The following is a 25,145-nucleotide window of genomic DNA, read 5'->3' on the forward strand; positions in this document are numbered from 1 at the left end:
CGCGCTGTCACCGATTTTTCACACGGCGCAGTGTAGCCGGGCAGTTCAGGCCAGACGGGGCTGCGCGCCGGGGTCGAAGAACTCGCGTGGGCCGCGGAAGCCGCCCAGCCGGTCGAGCAGCGCGTGCCAGTCGGCATCGCGCTCGATCGGGTTGAAGTGCTCGGTGTCGACGGCGAGCACCGGCGCCGCATCGAAGCCTTCGAAATAGCCGGCGTAGGCGTCGGCCAGGCGCTGCAGGTAGTCGGCGCCGATGCGCTGCTCCATCGCGATCGCGCGGCGCTGGATGCGCTGCAGCAGCGTCGCGGTCGGCGCCTGCAGCCAGATCACCAGGTCGGGCTGCGGCACCTGCGGCGCGACCTGGCCGTACATCTGGGCATAGAGTCGGTACTCCTCGTCGCTCAGGTTCAGGCGCGCGAAGAGCGCATCCTTCGCGAACACGAAATCGCTGACGACGGCCTGCGAGAACATGCCCGGCTGCGCCAGCGAGCGCACCTGGCGCAGCCGCTGGAACAGGAAGAACACCTGCGTCTGGAAGGCATAGCCGGGCTGGTCGGCATAGAAGCGCTCGAGGAACGGGTTCTCGCCGGCCTGCTCCATCATCGGCTCGGCGCCGAGGTGGGCCGCCAGCCGGCGCGCGAGCGAGCTCTTGCCGACGCCGATCGGCCCTTCGATCGCGATGTGCCGGAAGCGCTCCAGCCCCGTGACCCCGGCAGCGCTCATGAGCGGAAGATGAAGTAGACCGCGCCGACCAGGCACAGCCCGGCCCACACGTAGTCGAGCTTGAACGGCTGGCCCATGTAGATCATCGCGAACGGTACGAACACGCCCAGCGTGATGACCTCCTGCGTGATCTTCAGCTGCGCGAGCGAAAAGCCGCCGGCATAGCCGATGCGGTTGGCCGGCACCTGCAGCAGGTACTCGAACAGCGCGATGCCCCAGCTGATCAGCGCGGCGACGAACCACGGCTTGTCGGCCAGGCTCTTCAGGTGGCCGTACCACGCGACCGTCATGAAGACGTTCGACGCGATGAGCAGCACGACGGTCTGCACCGACACGGGAATGGCATTCATGGGTCGATCCGCGAGAGAGGTTGGAAGTCGAGTCCGGCCAGCAGCTCGGCGACACCACCCCGGCCGGGCACCTGCAGGTCGGGCGCCAGGTCGGCCAGCGGCGCGAGCACGAAAGCCCGCAGGTGCATGCGCGGGTGCGGCACGGTCAATGTGGGTTCATCGATCGCCTGCTCGCCGTACAGCAGCAGGTCGAGGTCGAGCGTGCGCGGTGCGTTGCGGTACGGCCGCTCTCGGCCATGGGCGGCCTCGATGGCCTGCAGGCCGGCCAGCAGCGCCAGCGGCGACAGCGTGGTGCGCAGCCGCGCGACGGCGTTGACGAAGTCGGGCCCTTGCGCATCGACCGGCTTGCTGCGGTACAGCGGCGAGGCCTGCAGCGACTCGACGCCGGGCAGCGCGGCCAGTTCGTCGAGTGCGCGGCTCAGCGTGGCGTGCGCATCGCCGAGGTTGGCGCCCAGGCCGACGAAGGCCCATTCGGCGCGGGTGTCATTCGCCGGCATCGCCGCCGAAGGCCGGGGCAGCGCCGCCAGCCCCTTCAGCGCCACCGGGCTTGCGGCGACGACGACGGCGCTTGCGGGCCGGTTCGGCCGATGGCTCGCCATCGGTGGCTTCAATGGCGTCGATCGCTTCGTCCGCCTCGACGGCGTCGCCCGACGTTGCAGGCGCCGCGCCGCGCGGGGCGGCAGCCGCACGCGGGCCGGACGACGACGAACGCCGCGGGGCCTCTCGAGGACCGTCGCGCGATCCGTCGCGCTTGCCCTGCATCAGCCGATGCCGCTCATCCGGATCGGCCAGAGAGAAGTCTTCCCACCAGCGCGCCAGCTCGGCGTCGATCTCGCCGGCATCGGCGCGCAGCCGCAAGAAGTCGAACGCGGCGCGGAAGCGCGGCTGCTCGACCAGCGTGAACGGCCCGTTGCCGGTGCGGCGCTCGAAGCGCGGCTGCATCAGCCAGATCTCGCGCATGTCGCCGGCCAGCTTGCCGCGGCCGGAGATGTCGCCGATGCGCGCATCGAACACCGCATCGATCGCCTGCTGCAGCGCGGGGAATGGCGCTTCGCCGCCCTTCTTCAGGCGCAGCCAGCGGTCGAGCACCTCGTGCCACAGCATGCAGGCCAGCATGAAGCTCGGCGCGACCGGCTTGCCCTCGGCGACGCGGCGGTCGGTGTCGGCCAGCGCGAGCTGCACGAACTTCTGGCGTGCCGGGTGCTTCTGCGCGTCGTCGAGCATCACGTCGAGGATCGGGAACAGCCCACGCGCCGCGCCGGCCAGGCCCTGCTTGTGCAGCTCTTCGATGCTGGCCAGCGCGTGGCCGGTCTGCAGCAGCTTGATCATCTCGTCGAAGGTGCGCGAGGCCGGCACGCTGTCGAGCAGCGCCGCCAGTTCGCGGATCGGCGCGCGCGTCTTCGCATCGATCGTGAAGCCGAGCTTGGCCGCGAAGCGCACCACGCGGATGATGCGCACCGGGTCTTCGCGGTAGCGGGTGACCGGGTCGCCGATGATGCGCAGCACCTTCTTCTTCGCGTCCTTGATGCCGCCGTGGTAGTCGACGACGATCTGGCGCTGCGGGTCGTAGTACATCGCGTTGACGGTGAAGTCGCGGCGCGCGGCGTCCTCGATCTGCGGGCCCCAGACGTTGTCGCGCAGCACGCGGCCGCTGGCGTCGACCGCATGGGTCTTGCCGGCCAGCTCGCTCTTCGAGGTCTTCTCGTTGCCGCTGACCTGCTCGGAGGCCGCGGCGTCCATCATCGCGCGGAAGGTCGAGACCTCGATCACTTCATGCTCGCGCCCGCGGCCGAACACCACGTGCACGATGCGGAAGCGCCGGCCGATGATGAAAGCGCGCCGGAACAGCCCCTTGACCTGCTCGGGCGTCGCGTTGGTGGCGACGTCGAAATCCTTCGGCCGCAGCCCGACCAGCAGGTCGCGCACCGCGCCGCCGACGATGTAGGCCTCGTAGCCGGCATCGGCCAGGGTCTGCACCACGCGCACCGCGTTCTCGTCGACCAGCGCCGGGTCGATGCCGTGCTCGGCGGCCGCGACTTCGACCCGCTTGCCCTTGGGCACCGCGATGGGGGTGCTGGTCTTGCCCAGCAGCTTGTCAATGAACTTCTTGATCATTGGGTGAATAGTTGTAGTACACGCCAGCCTCGCTCACGCGCCAGGGATTCCAGCGTCGGCGAGGGGTTGGTCGCCACCGGATCGGTGGCGCATTCCAGCAGCGGCAGGTCGTTCGGCGAATCGCTGTAGACGCTGATGCGTTCGAAATCCTGCAGCCGATGCCCCAGGCCTGCCAGCCACTCGCGGGTGCGGACCGTCTTGCCGTCTCGAAACGAAGGTGTTCCGTGGATCCGGCCCGTGATGTTACCCGCCGGGCCGCGCTCCAGTTCCACGGCCAGCAGGTGGGGCACGTCGAACGCCCGGGCGATCGGCGCGGTGACGAACTCGTTGGTCGCGGTGACGATGGCCACCAGGTCGCCGCGCGCCTGGTGGTCGCGCACCAGCGCGATCGCGGCCGGCAGCATCGCCGGCACGATCACCTCGCGCATGAAGCCGGCCTGCGCGGCGGCCAGCTCGGCGGCCGGGCGGTCGCGCCAGGCGCGGGTCGCGAACTCGATGTATTCGTGGATGTCGAGCGTGCCGGCCTGGTACTGCACGTAGAAGGCGTCGTTGGCGCGGCGGAATGCGTCGGTCTCGACCCAGCCGAGGCGCAGCATGTGCTCGCCCCAGGCATGGTCGGAATCGAGCGGGATCAGCGTGTGGTCGAGGTCGAACAGGCAGAGGTTCATGTCGGCGCGCCCTCCTCGCTGAGCATCTGCTTGAGCAGCGGCACCGTGATCGCCCGCTTGTGCGCGAGCGCGAATTCGTCGAGGCGGTCGAGCAGCTTCATCAGGTGCTTCAGGTCGCGCGAGAAGCGCGTCAGCAGGTAGTCCATCACGTCGTCGGACAGGAAGATGCCACGCCGGTCGGCCTCGCGGCGCAGCGCGGCGCGGGCTTCGGCCTCGCCGAGCGGCTCGATCGCGAAGATGTGGCCCCAGCCGAGCCGGGTGCGCAGGTCTTCGCGCAGCGGCAGGTCGATCGGCGGCACGCGGGCGGCGGCGGCCACCGGGATGCCGTGCGTCGTGGCCTGCACGAACAGCGCGAAGGCGGCGTGCTGGCCGGCCTCGTCGAGCGCATCGCAGTCGTCCAGCACGATCAGCATGTCGCCCTCGTCGAACGACCACGGCAGGTCGTCGCCGGCGGTGAACCAGCTGACGCGGCCGCCCTGCTGCTGCACCGAGCTCGCGAGCGCGCGCAGCAGGTGCGTCTTGCCGGCGCCCGAAGGCCCCCACAGCAGCACCGGCGCGGCCTGGCGCGTCAGGCCGCGCAGGTGGGCCAGCGCCAGCGCATTGCCGGCGCCGACGAAGGTCTCGAAGGTGTGCGCCGGGTCGCTGGCAATCAACAGGGGCAGTTGACGCATCGCCCGGTCACCCGCGGAACAGCTTGCTGTCGAGGTAGGCGAGGCGCACGCGCCCGGCCGCCACCGCCATCACCGCGCTGAGCGGCAGCGCGATCAGCACGCCGACGAAGCCGAACAGCTGGCCGAACGCCAGCAGCGCGAAGATCACCGTCAGCGGGCTCAGCCCGATGCGCTCGCCGACCAGGCGCGGCGTCAGGTACACGCTCTCGAGCACCTGCCCGGCGCCGTAGACCACCGCGACCGCGATCAGCCCGTAGGCGCTGGCGAACTGCAGCGTGCCGGCCAGCAGCGCCAGCACCAGCCCGAGCCCGAAGCCGAGGTAGGGAATGAAGACCGCCAGCCCGGTGAACACGCCGACCGGCACCGCCAGGTCGAAGCCGAACAGCGCGAGGCCGACGCTGTAGTAGACCGCCAGGATGCCCATCACCAGCAACTGGCCGCGCAGGTACTGGCCGAGCACCGCATCGCATTCGGCCATGAAGCTGCGCACGCCCGGCTGCAGGCGCGGCGGGATCAGCGTCTCCAGGCGATTGACCTGGTGCGGCCAGTCCATCAGCAGGTAGAACAGCACGACCGGGATCAGCACGGCATTGCCGACGATCGCCAGCAGGAAGCTGCCGCCGATGCGCGCCGAGCTGAGCACGGTGCCGATCCACTCCTCCATGTTGTCGCCCAGGCGCTGGACGACGAATTCCTTGATGCTCGCGGTGTCGAGCTGCGCATGGATGCCCAGCTGCGCGAGCCAGGGCGTGGCCCACAGGCTGAAGCGATCGATCAGCAGCGGCACCTGCTGGCGCAGCAACGGCAGCTCCTTCGACAGGATCGGCACGATCAGCAGCAGCACCGTCAGCACCAGCAGCAGGGCCAGCACCTCGACGCCCAGCACCGCCAGCACGCGCGGCACGCCGCGCGCGGCCAGGCGCTCGACCGGCGGGTGCAGCGCATACGCCAGCACCGCGCCGACGATGAACGGCGTCAGCACCGGTGCCAGCAGCCACACCAGCACCAGCAGCACCAGGGCGATGGCCAGCCACGAAAGGGATTGACGCTGCGCGGGAGAGAGTTGCATCGACGGAGTCGGTGATGCCGGCGTGGACGAACCCGGGGTGGGCGGTGCCGGCAGGAAGCGGCAAATTCTAAGGGCCGGTGGCGCCAGGGCCCAAAACGGCTGAAACCGGTGTCAACACCGCTTCAATGCAAGCGCCGCGGCCCGGCGCTGCGCAGCCGGGCGATGCGGGCGCGGATCGCCGACTGGTCCTCGGCGGCCCGCGCATGGGCCAGGTAGAGGTCGAGGTCGTGCAGCGCCTCGCCGGTCATGCCGAGTTCGGCATAGGCGAGGCCGCGGTCGCGCCGCTCTTCCCAGGCGTCGGGCAGCAGCACCACCAGCCGGTTCAGCACTTGCACCAGGCGCGGCCAGTCTTCGCCGGTGCGGTGGATTTCCTTCAGGTTGCGCAGGATGCGGGCGAGCACGTCGCGCGCCGGCGCGGCCTGCAGGAACAGCCCGAGCGGCACGTCGAAATCGCCCACCAGGCCGTGGCTCTGGCGGTACGGCAGCAGCAGCTCGTCGAGATCGTCGCGCGACAGCGAATGGCCGGTGAACGGATCGATCACGACCTCGCCCTGCGGCATGTGCAGCTTGACGAGGAAGTGCCCGGGAAACGAGACGCCGCGTGCCTGCAGCCCGATCTGCGTGGCCAGCTCGATGTACAGCACCGCCAGCGTGATCGGGATGCCGCGCCGCGTGCGCAGCACCGTGCCGACGTGGCTGTTGCCGGGGTCGTAGTAGTCGTTGACGTTGCCGGCGAAGCCGAGGTCGTTGAAGAAGAAGTGGTTCAGCCGGCGCAGCCGCTGCAGCGGCACCGCATCGGCCGGGACGCGCTGCTTCAGGCGCAGCGCGAGCTGGTCGATCTCGGCCAGCACCGCCTGGGCGTCGAGCCCGGGATCGTCGTCCTGCCCGATCGCGACCGCAGCCTCGGTCAGCGAGAGGCTGGCGTCGTCGGCCACCAGCGACGCGAAATACTCCAGGGCGGTGGGCGCTTCGAACTGCAACGGACGGGCCATCGGGCAAGTTTAGCGGGCCGAGGGGGGCCACCCTAGCCGCGCCGGGCGAACTGCCTGAGGTTCAACCCGGTGGCGAGCAAGGTGCCGAAGTAAACGACCGCCGCGCCGCCCAGGCAGGCGGCCAGCCACGCCACCCGCGCGCCGTGCTGCTGGCCGAGCGCGATCCAGTCGAGCTTCAGCGACGCGAAACCGAGCAAGGCGCCGAGCAGCGTGGTCGCCAGCAGCACCCGCCAGGTGAAGCCGGCCCAGCCGGCCGACGGCGTGTAGCTGCCGGCGCGGCGCAGGCCGACGAACAGCCAGCCGGCATTGACCAGCGCGCCCAGGCCGATCGACAGCGCGAGGCCCGCATGGCCCAGCTGCGGCACGAACAGCAGGTTCATCAGCTGCGTCAGCACCAGCACGATCACCGCGATCTTCACCGGCGTGCGGATGTCCTGCCGGGCGTAGAAGCCGGGTGCCAGGATCTTCACGCCGATCAGCCCCATCAGGCCGACGCCGTAGCCGCGCAGCGCGAGCACGGTCTGCGCGACGTCCTCGGCGCGGAAAGCCCCGCGGTGGTAGAGCGACGCGACCAGCGGCGTCGTGAACACCAGCAGCGCCACCGCGCACGGCAGCGCCAGCAGCAGCACCAGCCGCAGCCCCCAGTCGAGCAGGCCGGAATAGGCCTGCGCATCGGCGCGCGCCTGGGCGGACGACAGCTGCGGGATCAGCACCACGCCGAGCGCGACACCGAGCAGCGCGGTCGGGAATTCCATCAGCCGGTCGGCATAGGTCAGCCACGACACCGCGCCGACACCGACGTGCGACGCGATCTGCGTGTTGATCAGCAGCGACAGCTGCGCCACCGACACCCCCAGCAGCGCCGGCGCCATCTGGCGCAGCACGCGGTGCACGCCGGGGTGGTGCCAGGCCGCGGCGATGCGTGCCGGCGTCATGCCGATGCGCGGCAGCTGGCCGATGCGCGCGAGCGCCGGCAGCTGCACCGCCAGCTGCAGCACGCCGCCGACCATCACGCCGACGGCCATCGCGTAGATCGGTTCGATCCCCCAACGCCGGAACACCGGCGCCAGGCCCCAGCCCGCACCGATCACCGCCAGGTTCAGCAACACCGGCGATGCCGCCGGCACCGCGAACTGCTTCCAGGTGTTGAGCACGCCGGCCGCCAGCGCGACCAGCGAAATGAAGCCGATGTAGGGAAACATCCAGCGCGTCATCACCACCGCGCCGTCGAACTGCGCGAGGCCCGAGGCCATCAGCCAGACGATCGCCGGGGCGGCCACCATGCCGACCGCGCAGGTGACCAGCAGCGCCCAGAACAGCACGGTGGCGACCGCGTTGACCAGCAAGTGCGTGACCTCGTCGCCCTCGCGGGTGCGGGTCTCGCCGAGGATCGGCACGAAGGCCTGCGCGAAGGCGCCTTCGGCGAACAGCCGGCGCAGCATGTTGGGAATGCGGAACGCAGCCTGGAAGGCGTCGGTCCAGGCGCCGGCGCCGAACATCGCGGCCACCATCAGCTCGCGGCCCAACCCGGTGATGCGCGACGCCAGGGTCAGCAGGGAGACGACGGAGGCGGCACGCAGCAGGTTCATGGAGGCGGGGGCAGGAAGGCGGGCGGATTATAGGTAGCGCATGCTCACGTCCGGCTGCCGCGTTTGCCGTGACTGGATTGTGAATGCTATACTCGCGGTCTTTGCCCCACCTGGATTCAGCTAAACATGGCTACCTCCTCCAAAGTCAAGAAGACGGTCCGCATCGCATCGGGCCGCAAGCGTGTTCGCCAAGACGTGAAGCTCAACGCCGCCAACACCGCGCTGCGTTCGAAGTTCCGCACGGTCGTCAAGAACGTTCAAAAGGCTGTTGTCGCCGGCGACAAGGCCAAGGCTGCCGAAATCTTCAAGACCGCCCAGGGCGTGATCGATTCCGTGGCCGACAAGGGCCTGTTCCACAAGAACAAGGCCGCTCGCCACAAGAGCCGCCTGTCGGCCAAGATCAAGGCACTCGCAGCCTGATCGACAACATCCAGGTGGTAAGTGAAAAGGCCCGCTCAGCGGGCCTTTTTCATTGGGGCCGCCAGATCGTGGCGCTCGACGGGAGAGGGTTCAGGCGGCCTGCTGGGCCGGCGGCGGCACCGGCGCCAGCTGCCCGTTCGGCAGCAGGCAGGCCTCGACGACCTGCAGGTCGTTGTCGCGCGCGAAGTTCATCACGAAGTCCCAGGCCATCGGCTCCAGCGCCTTCAGCTCCTCGCTGACGATCACGCACTTCACGCCGTTGATCACGCGCGGCACGCAGTACGGCGAATAGCCGATGAACGATCCGATGCCGCCTGCCGATCCGCCCGGACGGAAGCTCGACATCGCCCCTGCCAGCCGCTCCGCCCAGTCGCTGGGTCGGAAGGTCTTGCCATCCTTGGTGAGGCCTTGGATGAACACTTCGCGGGGCAAGGGTGAGGTCATGCGTGCTGCGGGCGTGGGTCGAACGGACGGCGGGTCGGCCGGCGGCTATTGTGCCGCGAATATGCTGCGCCGCAGCAGATTGCCGGGCCCCCGAAGGGTTGGCGCCTGTGCCTTTATCGGCGCGCCAACCCCCGACCCTTAGAATCCAAGGCCCCAGGCGGCGCCCTGCCGCCCTGTATTTCGCACTTCCGCGCACTTCGCGCGCCTACGGAGCCTGCCGCAATGAATGCGACCACCCCCCCCGCTGCCCAGCCGATGCCCCACGTGATGCCGACCTACGGTCGCCTGCCGTTCGCGCTGTCGCATGGCCGAGGCTGCTGGGTCTGGGACACCGACGGCAAGAAATACCTCGACGGCCTGGGCGGCATCGCTGTCAACACCGTCGGCCACGCGCACCCGAAGCTGGTCGCCGCGCTGCAGGACCAGGTCGGCAAGCTGATCCACAGCTCCAACTACTACCAGGTGCCGCTGCAGGAGCAGCTCGCCGCGAAGCTGACCGAGGTGTCGGGCCTGACCAATGCCTTTTTCTGCAGCACCGGCCTCGAGGCCAATGAAGGCGCGCTGAAGATCGCCCGCAAGTTCGGCCACGACAAGGGCATCGAGCGCCCGGAGATCATCGTCTACGAGAAGGCCTTCCACGGCCGCTCGATCGCGACGCTCTCGGCCACCGGCAACACCAAGGTGCAGGCCGGCTTCGGCCCGCTGGTCGAAGGCTTCGTGCGCGTGCCGCTGAACGATCTGGCCGCGGTGCGCCGGGTGGCGGCCGAGAACCCGAACGTCGTCGCGGTGTTCCTGGAGGTGATCCAGGGCGAAGGCGGCATCAACGTCTCGACGATCGAGTACCTGCAAGGCATCCGCAAGCTCTGCGACGAGCGCGGCTGGCTGCTGATGCTCGACGAAGTGCAATGCGGCCTGGGCCGCACCGGCAAGTGGTTCGCGCACCAGTGGGCCGGCATCAAGCCGGACGTGATGCCGCTCGCCAAGGGCCTGGGCTCCGGCGTGCCGGTGGGCGCGATCGTCTGCGGCCCGAAGGCGGCCAACGTGTTCGGCCCCGGCAACCACGGCAGCACCTTCGGCGGCAACCCGCTCGCGATGCGCGCCGGCGTCGAGACGCTGCGCATCATGGAAGAAGAGAAGCTGCTCGAGAACGCCGCCACGGTCGGCGCCGCGCTGAAGGCCGGCATCGAGAAAGAGCTGTCCGGCGTGCCGGGCTTCGTCGAGGTGCGCGGCCAGGGGCTGATGCTCGGCATCGAGCTCGACCGCCCGTGCGGCGTGCTGCTGAACCGCGCGGCCGAGGCCGGCCTGCTGCTGAGCGTCACCGCCGACCGCGTGATCCGCCTCGTGCCGTCGCTGATCCTCACGGCTGACGAAGCGGCGCAGATCGTGGCCATCCTGTGCCCGCTGGTCAAGCGTTTCCTGTCCGAAACCCCTGCCCAGCCATGAAGCCCGGCATGAGCCTCATCAAGCACTACCTGCAGTTCAAGGACTTCCGGGCCGAGGAATACGCCTACCTGTTCGAGCGCTCGGCCATCATCAAGAAGCGCTTCAAGAACTACGAGAAGTACACGCCGCTGGTCGACCGCACGCTGGCGATGATCTTCGAGAAGGCCTCCACCCGCACCCGCGTCAGCTTCGAGGCCGGGATGTACCAGATGGGCGGCTCGGTGGTGAACCTGACCACCGGCGACAGCCAGCTCGGCCGCGCCGAACCGATCGAAGACAGCGCGCGCGTCATCAGCCGCATGGTCGACCTGGTGATGATCCGCACCTACGAGCAGACCAAGCTCGAAGCCTTCGCGGCCAACTCGCGCGTGCCGGTGATCAACGGCCTGACCAACGAGTACCACCCGTGCCAGATCCTGGCCGACATCTTCACGTACATCGAGCACCGCGGCAGCATCGCGGGCAAGGTGGTCGCATGGGTCGGCGACGGCAACAACATGGCCAGCACCTGGCTGCAGGCGGCCAGCATCCTCGGCTTCACGCTGCACGTCAGCACGCCGTCGGGCTACGAGGTCGATGCGAAGGCGGCGGGCGTCCACGACACCAGCGCCACCAGCTGCATCAAGCTCTTCAAGGACCCGCTCGAAGCCTGCGCCGGCGCGCACCTGGTGACCACCGATGTCTGGACCAGCATGGGCTACGAGGCCGAGAACGAGGCCCGCATGAAGGCCTTCGCCGACTGGTGCGTCGACGGCGAGATGATGGCTGCGGCGCAGCCCGACGCCCTCTTCATGCACTGCCTGCCGGCCCACCGCGGCGAGGAGGTCGAGGCCGGCGTGATCGACGGGCCGCAATCCGTCGTCTGGGACGAGGCCGAGAATCGCATGCACGTCCAGAAGGCCTTGATGGAATACCTGCTGCTGGGCCGCATCGGTTGAATCCGGTCGATCCGTGGCGCGAGACCGCATGAAGCTTGCCCTCGTCACCGACCTGCATGCCAACCGCGAGGCGGTCGAGGCCGTGCTCGCGCATGCGCGATCGCAGGGCGTGCAGCAGCACGTGTTCCTCGGCGACTACGTCGGCTACGGCGCCGAGCCGGGCTGGGTGGTCGACTGCGTGCAGTCCCATGTGGCCGACGGCGCGATCGCGGTGCTGGGCAACCACGATGCGGCCGCGGTGGAAGGCCCGCAGCCGACCATGGTGCCCGACGCGCGCGACGCCGCGGCGTGGACGCACGAGCGCCTGACGCCGGCGCAGCTCGACTTCCTGTCGAAGCTGCCGCTGACCGCGCGCGACGCCGACCGCCTCTACGTGCATGCCAACGCGCACGCGCCGGCTGCCTGGGGCTACGTCACCGGTCGGCTCGATGCGGTGCGCAGCCTGCACGCCACCGATGCGCGCATCACCTTCTGCGGCCATGTGCACGAGCCGCTGCTGTTCCACCTGTCGGGCACCGGCAAGGTCGGCGATTTCACGCCGGTGCCGGGCGTGCCGATCCCGCTGTCGCCACAGCGCCAGTGGCTGGTGATCCCCGGCTCGGCCGGCCAGCCGCGCGACGGCAACCCGGCGGCCGCCTACGCCACGTTCGACACCGTCAGCGGCGACCTCACCTACCACCGCGTGCCGTACGACCACGAGGCCGCGAGCGCCAAGGTGCTGGCCGCCGGCCTGCCCGCACGCCTGGCGCAGCGCCTGATCGATGGACACTGAGGCCGGGCCGGCGAAGTCCTCGTGGCGCCTGGCCGCCGGCCAGGTCATCGACGGCTTCCGGCTCGATGCCCACCTGCACCAGGGCGGCATGGCCAACCTGTGGGCGGTGACGCGGCTCGGCAGCGACGACCCGATGCCGCTGATCATGAAGGTGCCGCGCATCAAGGGCGGCGAGGACCCGACCAGCATCGTCGGCTTCGAGGTCGAGCAGATGATCCTGCCGTCGATCAGCGGCGTGCACGTGCCGAAGTTCATCGCGAAAGGCGACTTCACCGGGCAGCCGTTCATCGTGATGGAGCGCCTGTCGGGCGACTCGCTGCGCAAGCGCTTCGACGATGCGCCGCTGCCGATCGACGAGGTGGTGCGCTGCGGCGCGCTGATCGCGACCGCGCTGCACGACCTGCACCGCCAGCACGTGGTGCACCTCGACGTGAAGCCCAGCAACATCATGTTCCGCAAGGCCCCGGACGGCTCGCGCAGCGATGCGGTGCTGGTCGACTTCGGCCTGTCGCGCCACGACTTCCTGCCCGACCTGCTCGACGAGGAGTTCGAGCTGCCGATGGGCACTGGCCCGTACATGTCGCCGGAGCAGGTGCAGTTCATCCGCAACGACCCGCGCAGCGACCTGTTCGCGCTCGGCGTGCTGCTGTACCACCTGCTGACCGGCGAGCGCCCGTTCGGTGCGCCCACCAGCGTGCGCGGGCTGCGCCAGCGGCTGTACCAGGACCCGCTGCCGCCGCTCGCGTGGCGACCCGACTGCCCGCCGTGGCTGCAGGAGCTGGTGCTGCGATGCCTGGAGGTGCAACCCGACAAGCGGCACCAGAGCGCGGCCCAGCTCGCGTTCGAGCTGCAGAACCCGGAGCAGGTGGTGCTGACCGAACGAGCGGCGCGGCGTGCGCGCAGCGGCCGCGTGCAGACGCTGCGGCGCTGGTTCGCCGCACTCGGCGCCGAGCCGGCCGAGCGCGGCAATGCGGCCGGGCAGGCGGCGCGCAGCCCGATCCTGCTGGCGGCGGTGGACGTCGCCAACGCCGACCCGGCGCTGCTCGACGCGGTGCGCGACACGGTGCAGCGGCTGCTGCACACCGAGCCCGGCGCGCGCCTCGCGTGCCTCGCGGTGCTGAAGATCAACCGCATCGGCATGGACGAACTGCTCGACAAGGACGGCGGCAGCAAGCACGTCGGCCTGCTGGTGCAGCTGAAGCACTGGGCGCGCCCGCTGCTGCAGGACCTGGAGGCCACGCGCCCCGAGCAGGCCGGGCGCGTGACCTTCCATGTGCTGGAGGCGCCCGACGCGGCGACCGCGATCGTCGACTACGCGCGCAAGAACCAGGTCGACCACATCGTGATGGGCGCGCGCAGCAGCGGCGGGCTGCGCCGCTACCTGGGCAGCGTGTCGGCCGAGGTGGTGGCGCAGTCGGACTGCACGGTGACGGTGGTGCGCAGCGTGTTGCGTGGCGTCTGAATCATCTCAGCCCGAAGTGAACAGGGGCAACGACCAGCGCTTGCGCGGCTTGGCGCGTTGCGCGCGGGAGTTGCCACCAATCGAGACCAAGCCATGCACGAAGTGCATCAACGAAGAACGCCCGAAGAAGCCGTCCAATGACCTGTCCCGTGCGCAACCGTTGCCGGTGAGGCTCGACAGATCGCCGGCGTTGCCGATGAGCGTTCGCGCGGCGACCTTCGCCGTGATGCAGCGAGGGACGAGACCGAGGCATCCGACCGGAGGTTCCTCCAGTGCTTGCAACTTGGCATTGACCTCTTTCCAGAATGCATCATTCTTGCCTCCGAGAAACTGGGGCGTCTTTCCCGCCACCCGAAGGGAAACGATCAATTCCGCGTACACCACGGCGCCCACTTTCCTGGCAACGGCTTGCTGGGCGGGTGCCAGACCACCGAGAAACGCATCCATGCCGGCAGCGCACAAGGCGACGTGCGACAGGGATGGGTGCCGATCTGCGCACTGCATGAACTGCCCGGCGATCGTTTTCATCGCGACGGCGTACGGCCGCTGCTTCAGCTTTCCGAACATGTCGACGTAGACGCTCCATTCCGGCTGCCTTGTGTTGTCCAGCGCAGGCGCGGCAACTGTCAGGACCGTTGCCTTCACCGGCGGCATTCTGCCGTTCTTGACCAAGGTCGCCATGCACCACGCCGGACGATCTGCGGGCTGCAGGAGTCCGAGCTTGGCCGCTTGCCGTCGAAAATGGCTCTTGCTGCAGCCGAGGCTGCGGTCATTGAGATCACCGCTCGGCACTGCACCATTGACGTCAAAGAGATAGCGCTCGCAGAAGGCCTGCCACCGAGTCGGTTCGTCCTTGGCGCCCCCGTACAGTTCGACGCTTTCAATCAAGCGCGCCAACTGTTCGGAACTGATGCACGCCAGAAGCTCGCGTTGCGTGTCGCTCGCATATCCATGACAGGCATCGCCCTCGGCAGCGTGCTGAAACTCGGCCAGATATGTTTTCAGGCGCGCCTTGAACGCCTCGGCATCGATCTCCTGGACATCGGCGCCCAGCAGTCGGGCAACGGCGCGCAACGCGCTACCGGCATTCAAGTGCAGGTGATTGGATTCGTCGCGGACACACGCCATCTCTGTCGTGGCACTGCTGCGGCTCTTCTTGACTCTCGCCGGCAGGCCGGTGGCGTGCGGGGCCTCGTCATCTCGACGGCTGGGAATCCCGGGATCGGACTTCACTCTCCGGTGGTTCTTGTTCTGCTCGATCAAGTTCGCTCCATGCATGCAGTGATTGACAGGCTGAGTCGCATGAACCGGAGAATGGTTCAACGCCACTGTCCATCAGTACACCGGCTGGCCCCGGAGTTGCATGATCAAGACCATGAGCCATCCGGACCCCGACCCCCGCTTCGGCCCGCTGCGCACGCACGGCCGCTTCGACTACTCGCCGATCACGCAGCGGCCCGATTTCCGCTGGCCCAACGGGCAGCGGCTGGCGGTGTACCTCGGCTTCAACCTGGAAGACTTCGCGTTCGGCGAAGGACTGGGCGCAGCGCTCGGCCCGGCCTCGCCGCACCCCGACGTGCTGAACCACAGCTGGCGCGAGTACGGCAACCGCGTCGGCGCGTGGCGCTGCCTGGAGCTGTTCGACCAGGTCGCGATGCCGGCCGGCGTGATCCTGAACACCGCGCTTTACGAACTGAGCGCGCGGCTGGTCGATGCCTTCGTGCAGCGTGGCGACGAAATGATCGCGCACGGCCACACCAACTCGGTCCGGCAAGGATCGCTGCCGGAGGCCGACGAGCGCGCCTTGATCGAGCACTGCCGCGACACGATGACGCGCCGCCATGCATTGGCGCCGCGCGGCTGGCTGTCGCCATGGATCTCGGAAAGCCACGTCACGCCCGACCTGCTGGCCGAGGCCGGCTTCCAGTACACGCTGAACTGGTGCCACGACGACCAGCCGGTGCGCCTGCGCACGCGCGGCGGCGGCTCGCTGTGGTCGGTGCCCTACCCGCAGGAGCTGAACGACATCCCGATGGTCATCGCGCGGCAGATGGACGCGAAGGACTTCGCGCAGATGATCGTCGACCAGTTCGACGAGATGCTGGAGCAGTCGCAGCGCCAGCCGCTGGTGATGGGCATCGCGCTGCATCCGTACATCGTCGGGCAGCCGTACCGCCTGCGTCACCTGCGGCGCGCGCTGCGGCACGTCATGGACCACCACCGCGAGATCTGGGTCACGACGCCGGGGGCGATCGTGTCGGCGATGGAGGAGATGGCGCGATAAATGGCTTGCGCGCCACTTCGAGTGGTGCAATCTTTCCTAGTCTCAAAGGGAGCCGGGGAGACATCTCCATGAAGCACTTGTCTTTCGAGGTCCGCCTTCTGACAACGGAACAAGACATCAAGCGCGGCGCCCGGAAGGCCATCAAGCTCCCGAAGCTGTTGTTGAGGGTGCCAAAGCTGTTGAACCCGAGGCGCCAGGACAACGAACCGTCTGCCCCATCCGAGAAGAAGGACTAGGACCCCAGGCCCTGCGCCACATACCGCGTCACCTTCGGCGGCGACTGCTCCACGTGGAAACCCAGCCGCCGCTCGCGCAGCTCCATGTCGAACACCGTCATCCGCTCGAAGTGCCGCAGGTGCTCGGCCCATGATTCGTTGACGAACTGCTCGACGTAGAGCGCCGGGTCGGAGGTGTCGCGGAACAGGCTCCACGACAGCACGCCGCGGCGCAGGCAGCTGCTGCGCCGCTCCTGCATCGTGTGCAGGAAGTCGCCGGCGCGCACCGGGTCGATCCGGTACTCGATGGCGATCAGCACCGGCCCGTCGTGGGGGTCCAGCGGCAGCGCGGTGACCGGCGGCTTCAGCGTGTTGGCCGGCGTCAGGTCTTCTTCGGCCACCGCCGACAGCCGCACCCGCCGAGTCAGCAGCAGCGCCACGCAACCCATCGCGGCCGCGCCCATCAGGCTGCTGCGCACGTCGGTCATCGCCGCCACCTGGCCCCACAGCGCCGCGCCGGCCGCGCTGCTGCCCATCAGCGCCATCTGGTAGATCGACATGCCGCGCGCACGCACCCAGTCGGGTAGCGCGAGCTGGGCCGACACCGTCAGCGAATTGGCCACCGAGATCCATGCCGCGCCGGCCGCCACCATCGCGGTCGCGGCCACCAGCACGTTCGGCGCCAGCGCCACCACCACCATCGCGATCGCCTGCACGAACGAGCCCCAGCGGACCAGCTCGTCCGACCCCAGCCGCTGGCGCAGGCGCGGCAGGTTCAGCGCCGCGCCGATCGCGCCGGCGCCCATCGACGCCAGCAGCAGCGTGAAGGTGCCGGCACCGCCGCCATGCAGCCGTTTCGCGACCAGCGGCAGCAGCGCGAGCAGCGCGGTCGACTGCAGGAAGAAGATCGACACCCGCAGCAGCACCACGTGCATGCGCGCCGATTCGCGCACGTACTGTACGCCGACGCGGATCGCGCCGAGGAAGCGCTCGCCCGGCAGCGTGCTCACCTTCTGTTCGCGCCTCCAGCGGCTGATCGTGAACGCCGCGCCGATCGACAGCAGCGCATTCAGCACGAACACCCAAGCGCTGCCGGCGCTCGCGATGATCGCGCCGGCCAGGATCGGCCCGATGATGCGCGACGCGTTCATCGCGATGCCGTTCAGCGCCAGCGCCGCCGGCAGCTGCGAGCGTGGCACCAGCTCCGGTACGATGGCCGCGAACACCGGCCAGCGCATCGCGAGGCCGATGCCGTTCGCGAAGGTCAGCACCAGCAGCAGCGGTGCGTTCATCGCATCGAACGCGATCGTCGTGCAGGTCACCACCGCGACCGCGGCCACCCACACCTGCGTCAGCATGAAGTAGCGTCGGCGGTCGAGGATGTCGGCCATCGCGCCGCTCGGCAACCCGAGCAGGAAGACCGGCAGCGTCGACGCCGACTGCACCAGCGCCACCAGCACCGGCGAGCTCGTCAGCGACGTCATCAGCCAGGCCGCCGCGACGTCGTTCATCCACATGCAGACGTTGGCCGCGACCCAGGTGCCCCACAGCATGCGGAACACCGGCAGCGACAGCGGCGCCCAGGCAGATGCCGAAGGCACGGCGGGCGGCGGAACGGCGGGTGGCGGAACGGGTGGCAGGACGGGCGCGCTGGACATCCCGCAACGGTAGCACCGCTCCCGCGTCATTCACATGTGGGATGGACGTAGACCCGCGCCGCCCGATACTGGCCGCGCAGTCTCAACCACCACGGAGGAGCCCATGAAGCTCTTGATCTCCAAGGGTGCGTCCGGTCCGGACGTGGCTCGCCTCGCGCAGGCGCTCGCCGCAGAGCTCGGCCCCGATGCCGCGGATTTCCCGGTGCTCGCCGCCGCCGATCCGGCCCTCGACGACGGCTTCGACGCCGCGATCCGCCGCTGGCAGGCCGGCATCGGCATCATTGCCGACGGCATCGTCGGCCCGCGCTGCCAGATGCTGCTGAAGCTCGCCGACGAAGGCCCGGCGACCGATCCGGTGCTGACCGTCGGGCTCGTGAGCCAGCTGTTCCCGGCCACCAAGCCGGCCAACATCGCGCGCTACCTGCCGTATGTCGAAGCGGCGCTGCGCGCGGCCGGGCTGGTCGACCGGCCGATGGTGCTGGGTGCGCTCGGCACCATCCGCGCCGAGACCGAAGGGTTCGTTCCGATCGCCGAGTTCCAATCGCGCTTCAACACGCCGCCAGGCGGCGCGCCGTTCAGCAGCTACGACCTGCGCCGCGACCTCGGCAACGGCGCGGCCGGCGATGGTGCCCGCTACAAGGGCCGCGGCTTCGTGCAGCTGACCGGCCGCGCCAACTACAAGCACTACGGCGAGGTGATCGGCCTCGCGCTCGATGCCGACCCGGACAAGGCAAACGCACCCGAGGTGGCCGCGGTGGTGCTCGCGCAGTTCCTGTTCGACAAGGCCGACAAGTTCCGCGCCGCGGTCGGCAAGGGCGATTTCGCGGCAGCCCGCAAGCTGGTCAACGGCGGCGCGCACGGGCTGGACGCGTTCCGCAGCGTGTTCGAGCTCGCGGCCGCGGCGCAGCCGCCGCAGGCCACCGGTGCCGGTGCCGCCCGGACCGCGGCGGCCAAGACCCGCCGCCCGGCCGGCAGCACGCACCGCGTGTCGCGCACGAAGAAGGACACCGCCGACCTGCGCGACCGCCAGTACATGCCGGCGGCGCTGACGCTGCCCGACGAGTTTCCGAGTGCCGAGGTCGTGCAGCGCTTCCTGCCCGGCTACGCGAAGGCCGGGCTGATCCTGAACCAGGGCAGCGAAGGCGCCTGCACCGGCTTCGGCCTGGGCTGCGTCATCAACTACCTGCGCTGGCTGAAGGCGAAGACGCCGGCGAGCTTCGAATCCGTCAGCCCGCGCATGCTCTACACGCTGGCGCGCCGCCATGACGAATACGAAGGCGAGAACTACGAAGGCTCGAGCTGCCGCGGCGCGCTGAAGGGCTGGTTCAACAACGGCGTGTGCCTGGAGACGGACTGGCCCTACCAGGCCGACAAGTCCGACACCGCGCGCTACGGCTTCGCGACACGCGCGACGCAGACCACGCTGGGCGTCTACTACCGCGTCGACACGCAGTCGATCACCGACATGCAGGCTGCCATCGCGCAGCATGGCGCGGTCTTCGTCTCTGCCTTCACGCACGACGGCTGGGACGGCGTGCCCGACGTCGCCGAAGAAACGCGCGGCCATGCCGACCTGCCGCTGATCGCGTTCGACGGCCGGCCGTCGAAGGACGGCGGCCATGCGTTCGCGCTGGTCGGCTTCAACGAGCGCGGTTTCGTGCTGCAGAACTCCTGGGGCCGCGACTGGGGCGCCGGCGGTTTCGCAACGCTGTCGTACCTCGACTGGCTGGCCAACGGCATGGACGCCTGGGTGGTCGCGCTCGGCGTGCCGGGCGTGGTCGCCGGGCGGCTCGCGGTGTCGCAGCAGACGGCCCGCGGCAGCACCGCGACGCGCGGCGATGCGGTGCGCAACGGCTGGTGGGACACCGCGCTCGCCTACCGGCACAGCGTGGTGCTCGGCAACGACGGCCGCGTGAGCCGCTACCTGACCGAGGACGAGCAGCCGCGCAAGCTGCAGCAGCAGGCCTACGCGCTGCCCGACCAGTGGTTCCGCAGCCAGCCCGACGGGCCGAAGCGGCTGCTGCTGTACGTGCACGGCGGCCTGAACAGCGAGGCCGATGCGGTCAAGCGGGCCAGCGCGATGGGCCGCTACCTGCTCGGCAACGGCTGCTACCCGCTGTTCCTGGTGTGGAAGACCGGCATGCTCGAATCGATCGGCGACATCCTGTCGGACGCCTTCCACCGCGAACCGGCGCGCGCCGGCGCCGGCGAATGGCTGACCGACAAGACCGACCTGCTGATCGAGAAGACCATCGGCCGCCCGCTCGCGAAGCCGATCTGGAGCGAGATGAAGGAGAACGCGCAGCTGGCCTTCTCGCCGCGCCATGGCGGCGAGCTGCTGCTGGACGCGATCCAGTCGCTGGCCGCCACCTGGGGCGCGCAGTTCGAGCTGCACCTGGTCGGCCATTCGGCCGGCTCGATCGCGCTCGGCCACTTCCTCACCGCGCTCGCGGTGCGCCAGCACGCCGGCCGCGACGACGGCCTGGCGCAGCGCCTCGCATCGGTCAACCTGTATGCGCCGGCCTGCACCGTCGCGTTCGCGAACCAGCACTATGCCGGCGACCCGCAGGTGATGGAGCGGCTGCACCTGGACGTGCTGTCCGACAAGGTCGAGCGCGACGACAACGTCGCGTCGATCTACCGCAAGTCGCTGCTGTACCTGGTGTCGAACGCGCTGGAGACTGACCTGCGCACGCCGATCCTCGGGCTCGACGCGGTCAACGACGCGGCCTTCGCCGGCTGGGACGGCTCGTCCGACACCGGCGAGGCGCTGGCGACGTGGCGCGCCGCAGCGGCCGATTCGAAGCTGGCGGCGCGCACCCAGCGGGTCACCGGCGACCGCATCCAGACGGCGCTCGGCACCGACGGCCAGCCGGTGCTGCAACGGGCGTCGCATGGCGGCTTCGACAACGATGTCGAGGTCATCACACGCACGCTGGAGCGCATCCGCGGCGGCGAGCTCGCGCTGCCGGTCGACGACCTGCGGGGCTACTGAGCGGCCGCGGAACGAAGGCCTGCTCCTACAGGCATTCAGTTCCGCGTCCGACGCGCGCGGTGCGCGATGGCGTCCATCATCGGCGCCATGGACATCACGCCGATCCCGTACGACTCGTCGTTCGAACACGCCGAAGAGGACGAGTCCGAGACCTGCGAAGAGATCATCAGGACGATGCGCGGCATCGCGCAGACCACCTGGGCGCATTCGGGCCATGGCCTGCGCGGCGTGCACGCCAAAAGCCACGGCCTGCTGCGCGGCGAACTGCGCGTGCCGCCCGGGCTACCGCCGGCGTATGCGCAGGGGGCGTTCGCGCAGCCCGGCGAATGGCCGCTGGTGATGCGGCTGTCGACGATCCCCGGCGACATCCTCGACGATGCGGTGTCCACGCCGCGCGGCATGGCGATCAAGCTGATCGGTGTCGACGGCGTGCGGCTGCCGGGCAGCGAAGGGCAGTTCACGCAGGACTTCGTGCTGGTCGACGGCCCGGTGTTCGGCTCGGCCGGGCCGAAGCAGTTCCTGGCCGGGCTGAAGCTGCTGGCCGCCACCACCGACCGCGTGCCGACGCTGAAGAAGGCGGTCTCGGCGGTGCTGCGCGGGGCCGAGAAGGCGATCGAGCAGGTCGGGCTCGAAAGCGGCACGCTGAAGGCGCTCGGCGGGCATGCGCAGACCCATCCGCTGGGCGACACCTACTTCAGCCAGGTGCCGATGCTGTGGGGGCCGTACATGGCCAAGCTGCAGGTGGTGCCGATGTCGGCCGAGCTGCAGGCACTGACCGGCGCACCCATCGAGACGCACGACCGGCCGCAGGCCTTGCGCGATGCGGTGCTGTCGCACTTCGCGCGGGCCGGCGCCGAATGGGACGTGCGCGTGCAGCTGTGCACCGACCTGCAGGCGATGCCGATCGAGGATGCATCGGTGCGCTGGCCCGAGGACCAGAGCCCGTTCGTCACGGTCGGCCGCATCGCGATGCGGCCGCAGCTCGCCTGGACCGAGACGCGTTCGGCCGCGATCGACGACGGCATGTCGTTCAGCCCGTGGCACGGCCTGGCGGCGCACCGGCCGCTGGGCGCGGTGATGCGGGTGCGCAAGCGGGTCTACGAGATGTCGGCGCGTTTCCGGGCCGAGCACAACGGTCTGCGGATGGCACAGCCGCACACCGCGGACGAGTTGCCGCCCTGAGCGGGCGCCTGCCGGTCAGGGCCGAGGCACGACCGCGGTGACCTCGATCTCGACGCGGGCGCGCGGCTCCATCAGCGCGCCGACCTGCACCGCGCTCATCGCGATCGTGTAGCTGCCGACCAGTTCGCGGAACACCGCGCCGACCTCGCGGCCGCGCGCCAGGTACTCGGCGCGGTCGAGCACGTACCAGGTCATGCGCACGATGTGCTGCGACGTCGCGCCGCCTTCGGCCAACACCGCGCAGACGTTGCGCAGCGCCTGCCGCACCTGGTCGACGAAATCGTCGCTCTCGAACTCGCAGCGTGCGTTCCAGCCGATCTGGCCGGCGACGAACACCAGCGTGCCTTCGGCGGCGACGCCGTTCGCGTAGCCGCGCGGAGGCAGCCAGTCGGGGGGTTGCAACACCTTCATCCTTGACTCCTCAACCTGAACCGCTGCAGCTTGCCCGTCTCGGTCCGCGGCAGCGCATCGCGAAACTCCACCGCCCGCGGGTACTTGTACGGCGCGATCGCCTGCTTGGTGAAATCCTGCAGCGCCTTCGCCATCGCCGCATCGCCGGCGTGCCCCGCACGCAGCACGACGAAGGCCTTGACGACCTGGCCACGCTCGTCGTCGGGCACGCCGACCACGCCGCATTCGGCCACTGCCGGGTGCAGCAGCAAGGCCGCCTCCACCTCCGGCCCGGCGATGTTGTAGCCGCCCGAGATGATCATGTCGTCGGTGCGCGCCTGGTAGACGAAGTAGCCGTCCTCGGTCTGCAGGTAGGCATCGCCGGTCAGGTTCCAGCCGCCGCTGACGTACTGGCGCTGGCGGTCGTCGGCCAGGTAGCGGCAGCCGGTCGGCCCCTTGATCGCGAGCCGCCCCACCTGCCCCGGCGGCAGCGGCCGGCCATCATCGTCGAGCACGCAGGCCCGGTAACCCGGCACCACCGTGCCGGTCGCGCCCGGCCGCGCATGCGCCTCGTCGTGCGAGATGAAGATGTGCAGCAGCTCGGTCGACCCGATGCCGTCGATGATCTCGATGCCGCTCGCGTCCTTCCACAGCTGTCGCGTCGCGGCCGGCAGCGCCTCGCCGGCCGACACGCACTGGCGCAGCGACGACAGGTCGTGCGTGGCCAGCTGGCCGGCCATCGCGCGGTACGCGGTCGGCGAGGTCACCAGCGTGGTCGCGCGGTACCGTGCGATCGCGGCCGGCAGCGCATCGGGCGCAGGCCGCTCGACCAGCACCGTCGACGCGCCGACCGACAGCGGGAACAGCAGCAGCCCGCCCAACCCGAAGGTGAACGCAAGCGGCGGGCTGCCGATGAACACATCGTCGGCGGTCGGCCGCAGCACGTGGCGCGGCCAGCAGGCGCAGGCGGCCATCACGTCGCGGTGGAAATGCAGCGTCGCCTTCGGCGCGCCGGTCGTGCCGGAGGTGAAGGCCATCAGGCAGGTGTCGTCGGCCGCGGTGCGCACGGCGTCGAATTGCGCCGGCTTGCCCGCCGCGCGCGCCTCGAGCCCGCCGTCGCGCTCGGTCATGAAATGCAGCACGTGCACGAGCGTCGGGCACTGCGGGCCGGCCAGCGCGAGCTCGTCGGCCAGCCGGATGTCGCACAGCGCATGGCTGATCTCGGCCTTGTGGACGATCTGCACCAGCTCCTTCGCGCGCAGCAGCGGCATGCTGCCGACCGCGATGCCGCCCGCCTTCACGACGCCGAACCAGCAGGCAGCCAGCATTGGCGAGTTCGGGCCGCGCAGCAGCACGCGGTTGCCGGGCACGAGGCCGAGGTCCTCGACCAGTACGCGGCCGATGCGGTTGGCCTGGGCCTGCAGGTCGGCATAGGTCCAGCGCACACCCTGGCCCTGCACACAAAGCCGATCGCCGTGGCCCTCGTCGACCCAGCGGTCCAACAACTCGTGCGCGCAGTTCAGCTCGGCCGGGAACTGCAGCTCCGGCAGGTCGAACACCAGCTCGGGCCACTGGTCGGGCGGCGGCAGGTGGTCGCGGGCGAAGGTGTCGACGTGCGCGGTCATTCAGGCCCCTTTCAACAGCTCGCGGGCGATGATCAGTTGCTGGACTTCGGTCGCGCCTTCGTAGATGCGCAGCGCACGGATCTCGCGGTACAGCGTCTCCACCGTGTTGCCGCTGACGACGCCGGCGCCGCCCCACAGCTGCACCGCGGCATCGATCACCTGCTGCGCGCCCTCGGTGGCGGCCAGCTTGGCCATCGCGGCCTCGCGCGTCACGTTGCGGCCCTGGTCGCGCTGCCACGCGGCGCGGTAGGTCAGCAGTGCCGCGCTGTCGACGGTGGTCGCCATCTGCGCGAGCTTCGCCTGCGTGATCTGAAAGTCGGCCAGCGTCTGGCCGAACATCCGGCGGGTCGTCGCGCGCTGCAGCGCCTCGTCGAGCGCGCGCCGCGCGAAGCCGAGCGCGGCCGCCGCGACCGAGGTGCGGAAGATGTCCAGCGTGCGCATCGCGAGCTTGAAGCCCTGCCCCGCGTCGCCGAGCCGCTGCGTCTTCGGCACGCGGCAGCCGCTGAAGCGCAGCCGCGCGAGCGGGTGCGGCGCGATCAGGTCGATGCGCTCGGCGACCTGCAGGCCCGGCGTGTCGGCATCGACGATCAGCGCGGTGATGCCGCGCGCGCCGGGTGCCTCGCCGGTGCGCACGAACAGCACGTAGAAATCGGCGATGCCGCCGTTCGAGATCCAGGTCTTCTCGCCGTCGATCACGTAGGCATCGCCGTCGTCGCGCGCCGCGCAGGCCAGCGCGGCCACGTCGGAGCCGGCCTCGGGTTCGGACAGCGCGAACGCCGCGATGGCGTCGCCGCGGGCCACCCGCGGCAGGTAGCGCTCGCGCTGCGCGGCGGTGCCGTCGAGCGAGATCGCGCCCGAGCCAAGGCCTTGCATCGCGAATGCGAAATCGGCCAGGCCGTGGTGGCGCGCCAGCGTTTCGCGCAGCAGGCAGATCGCGCGGGTGTCGATCGCGTCGCCGGGTTTTTCGGCGATGGCATGGCGCAACCAGCCGGCGTCGCCGAGCTGCTTCACCAGGCGGCGGCAGGTGGCGTCGACGTCGTCGTGCGGCACGTCGGCGAGGTGCTCGGCGCACCAGCGCGCGAGGTCCCGTTCCAGTGCGACATGCCGCGGTTCGAAGAACGGCCAGTCGAGGTGGGCCGCCAT

Annotated in this window: 23 protein-coding genes; 8 read left to right on the forward strand and 15 right to left on the reverse strand. The window is 69.8% G+C overall.

All coding sequences use genetic code 11. The features are described 5' to 3' along the window. Nucleotides 1–45: 45 nt before the first annotated feature. From FHT26_RS04535 to murJ, 9 genes are all read right to left on the reverse strand, one after another. A complete protein-coding gene (locus FHT26_RS04535; protein ID WP_168558975.1) occupies nucleotides 46–720 on the reverse strand; it encodes a deoxynucleoside kinase in 675 nt (224 codons plus the stop codon). Further along, nucleotides 717–1,070 carry a DMT family protein gene (locus tag FHT26_RS04540; RefSeq protein ID WP_047500693.1) on the reverse strand — a complete coding sequence of 118 codons (354 nt, stop codon included), beginning with the start codon at nucleotides 1,068–1,070 and terminating at the stop codon, nucleotides 717–719. The genes FHT26_RS04535 and FHT26_RS04540 overlap by 4 nt, the downstream gene beginning before the upstream one ends. Then, nucleotides 1,067–1,567 (reverse strand): 2-amino-4-hydroxy-6-hydroxymethyldihydropteridine diphosphokinase, encoded by a 501-nt coding sequence (folK, locus tag FHT26_RS04545; protein ID WP_210427245.1) that lies wholly within the window; start codon nucleotides 1,565–1,567, stop codon nucleotides 1,067–1,069. Before folK ends, FHT26_RS04540 begins: the two co-directional genes overlap by 4 nt. Next, nucleotides 1,554–3,185, reverse strand: a complete 1,632-nt coding sequence (gene pcnB / locus FHT26_RS04550) for a polynucleotide adenylyltransferase PcnB (protein WP_168558977.1) — start codon at nucleotides 3,183–3,185, stop codon at nucleotides 1,554–1,556. The genes folK and pcnB overlap by 14 nt, the downstream gene beginning before the upstream one ends. Beyond that, nucleotides 3,182–3,853 carry an HAD family hydrolase gene (locus tag FHT26_RS04555; protein WP_168558978.1) on the reverse strand — a complete coding sequence of 224 codons (672 nt, stop codon included), beginning with the start codon at nucleotides 3,851–3,853 and terminating at the stop codon, nucleotides 3,182–3,184. Before FHT26_RS04555 ends, pcnB begins: the two co-directional genes overlap by 4 nt. Then, complete coding sequence (gene hda, locus FHT26_RS04560; protein WP_056805649.1) at nucleotides 3,850–4,524, reverse strand: DnaA regulatory inactivator Hda; 675 nt, start codon at nucleotides 4,522–4,524, stop codon at nucleotides 3,850–3,852. The genes FHT26_RS04555 and hda overlap by 4 nt, the downstream gene beginning before the upstream one ends. Nucleotides 4,525–4,531: 7 nt before the next feature. Further along, the gene (locus tag FHT26_RS04565) at nucleotides 4,532–5,593 is read right to left on the reverse strand and encodes an AI-2E family transporter (RefSeq protein ID WP_168558979.1); all 1,062 of its coding nucleotides are present in this window, start codon (nucleotides 5,591–5,593) and stop codon (nucleotides 4,532–4,534) included. Between the two features lie 122 nt (nucleotides 5,594–5,715). Continuing rightward, nucleotides 5,716–6,585, reverse strand: a complete 870-nt coding sequence (locus FHT26_RS04570; protein ID WP_168558980.1) for a SirB1 family protein — start codon at nucleotides 6,583–6,585, stop codon at nucleotides 5,716–5,718. A gap of 32 nt (nucleotides 6,586–6,617) precedes the next feature. Next, the gene (gene murJ / locus FHT26_RS04575; RefSeq protein ID WP_168558981.1) at nucleotides 6,618–8,174 is read right to left on the reverse strand and encodes a murein biosynthesis integral membrane protein MurJ; all 1,557 of its coding nucleotides are present in this window, start codon (nucleotides 8,172–8,174) and stop codon (nucleotides 6,618–6,620) included. Nucleotides 8,175–8,300: 126 nt separating this feature from the next. Here murJ and rpsT point away from each other — a divergent pair, with 126 nt between their 5' ends. Next, nucleotides 8,301–8,594 (forward strand): 30S ribosomal protein S20, encoded by a 294-nt coding sequence (gene rpsT, locus FHT26_RS04580; protein WP_047500675.1) that lies wholly within the window; start codon nucleotides 8,301–8,303, stop codon nucleotides 8,592–8,594. 90 nt (nucleotides 8,595–8,684) lie between these two features. On the opposite strand, the gene FHT26_RS04585 is transcribed toward rpsT, so the two are convergent. Continuing rightward, nucleotides 8,685–9,038 (reverse strand): DUF3579 domain-containing protein, encoded by a 354-nt coding sequence (locus FHT26_RS04585; RefSeq protein ID WP_056805635.1) that lies wholly within the window; start codon nucleotides 9,036–9,038, stop codon nucleotides 8,685–8,687. Nucleotides 9,039–9,260: 222 nt separating this feature from the next. On the opposite strand from FHT26_RS04585, the gene FHT26_RS04590 reads away from it, so the two are divergent. Genes FHT26_RS04590 through FHT26_RS04605 form a run of 4 tightly spaced genes read left to right on the forward strand, consistent with a single transcriptional unit; the run spans nucleotide 9,261 to nucleotide 13,653 of the window. Beyond that, nucleotides 9,261–10,481: an aspartate aminotransferase family protein gene (locus tag FHT26_RS04590; RefSeq protein WP_168558982.1), complete on the forward strand. Its 1,221-nt coding sequence runs from the start codon at nucleotides 9,261–9,263 to the stop codon at nucleotides 10,479–10,481. Beyond that, nucleotides 10,478–11,419 (forward strand): ornithine carbamoyltransferase, encoded by a 942-nt coding sequence (gene argF, locus FHT26_RS04595; RefSeq protein ID WP_168558983.1) that lies wholly within the window; start codon nucleotides 10,478–10,480, stop codon nucleotides 11,417–11,419. Before FHT26_RS04590 ends, argF begins: the two co-directional genes overlap by 4 nt. A 28-nt stretch (nucleotides 11,420–11,447) precedes the next feature. Then, a complete protein-coding gene (locus FHT26_RS04600; protein ID WP_168558984.1) occupies nucleotides 11,448–12,191 on the forward strand; it encodes a metallophosphoesterase family protein in 744 nt (247 codons plus the stop codon). Then, nucleotides 12,181–13,653, forward strand: coding sequence for a serine/threonine protein kinase (locus FHT26_RS04605; protein WP_168558985.1), 1,473 nt, complete (start codon nucleotides 12,181–12,183; stop codon nucleotides 13,651–13,653). Before FHT26_RS04600 ends, FHT26_RS04605 begins: the two co-directional genes overlap by 11 nt. 6 nt (nucleotides 13,654–13,659) lie before the next feature. Here FHT26_RS04605 and FHT26_RS04610 read toward each other — a convergent pair whose 3' ends face one another. Next, a complete protein-coding gene (locus FHT26_RS04610) occupies nucleotides 13,660–14,916 on the reverse strand; it encodes a hypothetical protein (protein WP_168558986.1) in 1,257 nt (418 codons plus the stop codon). 112 nt (nucleotides 14,917–15,028) lie between these two features. Between FHT26_RS04610 and FHT26_RS04615 the strand changes: the two genes are divergently transcribed. After that, entirely contained in the window at nucleotides 15,029–15,937 is a 909-nt protein-coding gene (locus FHT26_RS04615) for a polysaccharide deacetylase family protein (RefSeq protein WP_168558987.1), read from the forward strand. 232 nt (nucleotides 15,938–16,169) lie between these two features. On the opposite strand, the gene FHT26_RS04620 is transcribed toward FHT26_RS04615, so the two are convergent. Further along, nucleotides 16,170–17,810 carry an MFS transporter gene (locus tag FHT26_RS04620; RefSeq protein ID WP_490362770.1) on the reverse strand — a complete coding sequence of 547 codons (1,641 nt, stop codon included), beginning with the start codon at nucleotides 17,808–17,810 and terminating at the stop codon, nucleotides 16,170–16,172. Between the two features lie 103 nt (nucleotides 17,811–17,913). On the opposite strand from FHT26_RS04620, the gene FHT26_RS04625 reads away from it, so the two are divergent. Continuing rightward, nucleotides 17,914–20,805 (forward strand): C1 family peptidase, encoded by a 2,892-nt coding sequence (locus FHT26_RS04625; RefSeq protein WP_168558989.1) that lies wholly within the window; start codon nucleotides 17,914–17,916, stop codon nucleotides 20,803–20,805. Between the two features lie 66 nt (nucleotides 20,806–20,871). Further along, nucleotides 20,872–21,987 (forward strand): catalase family protein, encoded by a 1,116-nt coding sequence (locus FHT26_RS04630; RefSeq protein ID WP_210427246.1) that lies wholly within the window; start codon nucleotides 20,872–20,874, stop codon nucleotides 21,985–21,987. A gap of 15 nt (nucleotides 21,988–22,002) precedes the next feature. Here FHT26_RS04630 and FHT26_RS04635 read toward each other — a convergent pair whose 3' ends face one another. From FHT26_RS04635 to FHT26_RS29480, 3 genes are read right to left on the reverse strand one after another with little or no spacing between them, the layout of a single operon-like run. Next, on the reverse strand, nucleotides 22,003–22,398 hold the full coding sequence (locus FHT26_RS04635; RefSeq protein WP_168558990.1) for a RidA family protein: 396 nt from the start codon (nucleotides 22,396–22,398) through the stop codon (nucleotides 22,003–22,005). Then, nucleotides 22,395–24,002, reverse strand: coding sequence for an AMP-binding protein (locus tag FHT26_RS29475; protein WP_210427247.1), 1,608 nt, complete (start codon nucleotides 24,000–24,002; stop codon nucleotides 22,395–22,397). Before FHT26_RS29475 ends, FHT26_RS04635 begins: the two co-directional genes overlap by 4 nt. After that, nucleotides 24,003–25,145: an acyl-CoA dehydrogenase family protein gene (locus tag FHT26_RS29480; RefSeq protein ID WP_210427248.1), complete on the reverse strand. Its 1,143-nt coding sequence runs from the start codon at nucleotides 25,143–25,145 to the stop codon at nucleotides 24,003–24,005.

The organism is Rhizobacter sp. SG703 (genome assembly GCF_012275445.1).
Taxonomy (GTDB): Bacteria; Pseudomonadota; Gammaproteobacteria; order Burkholderiales; family Burkholderiaceae_C; genus Rhizobacter.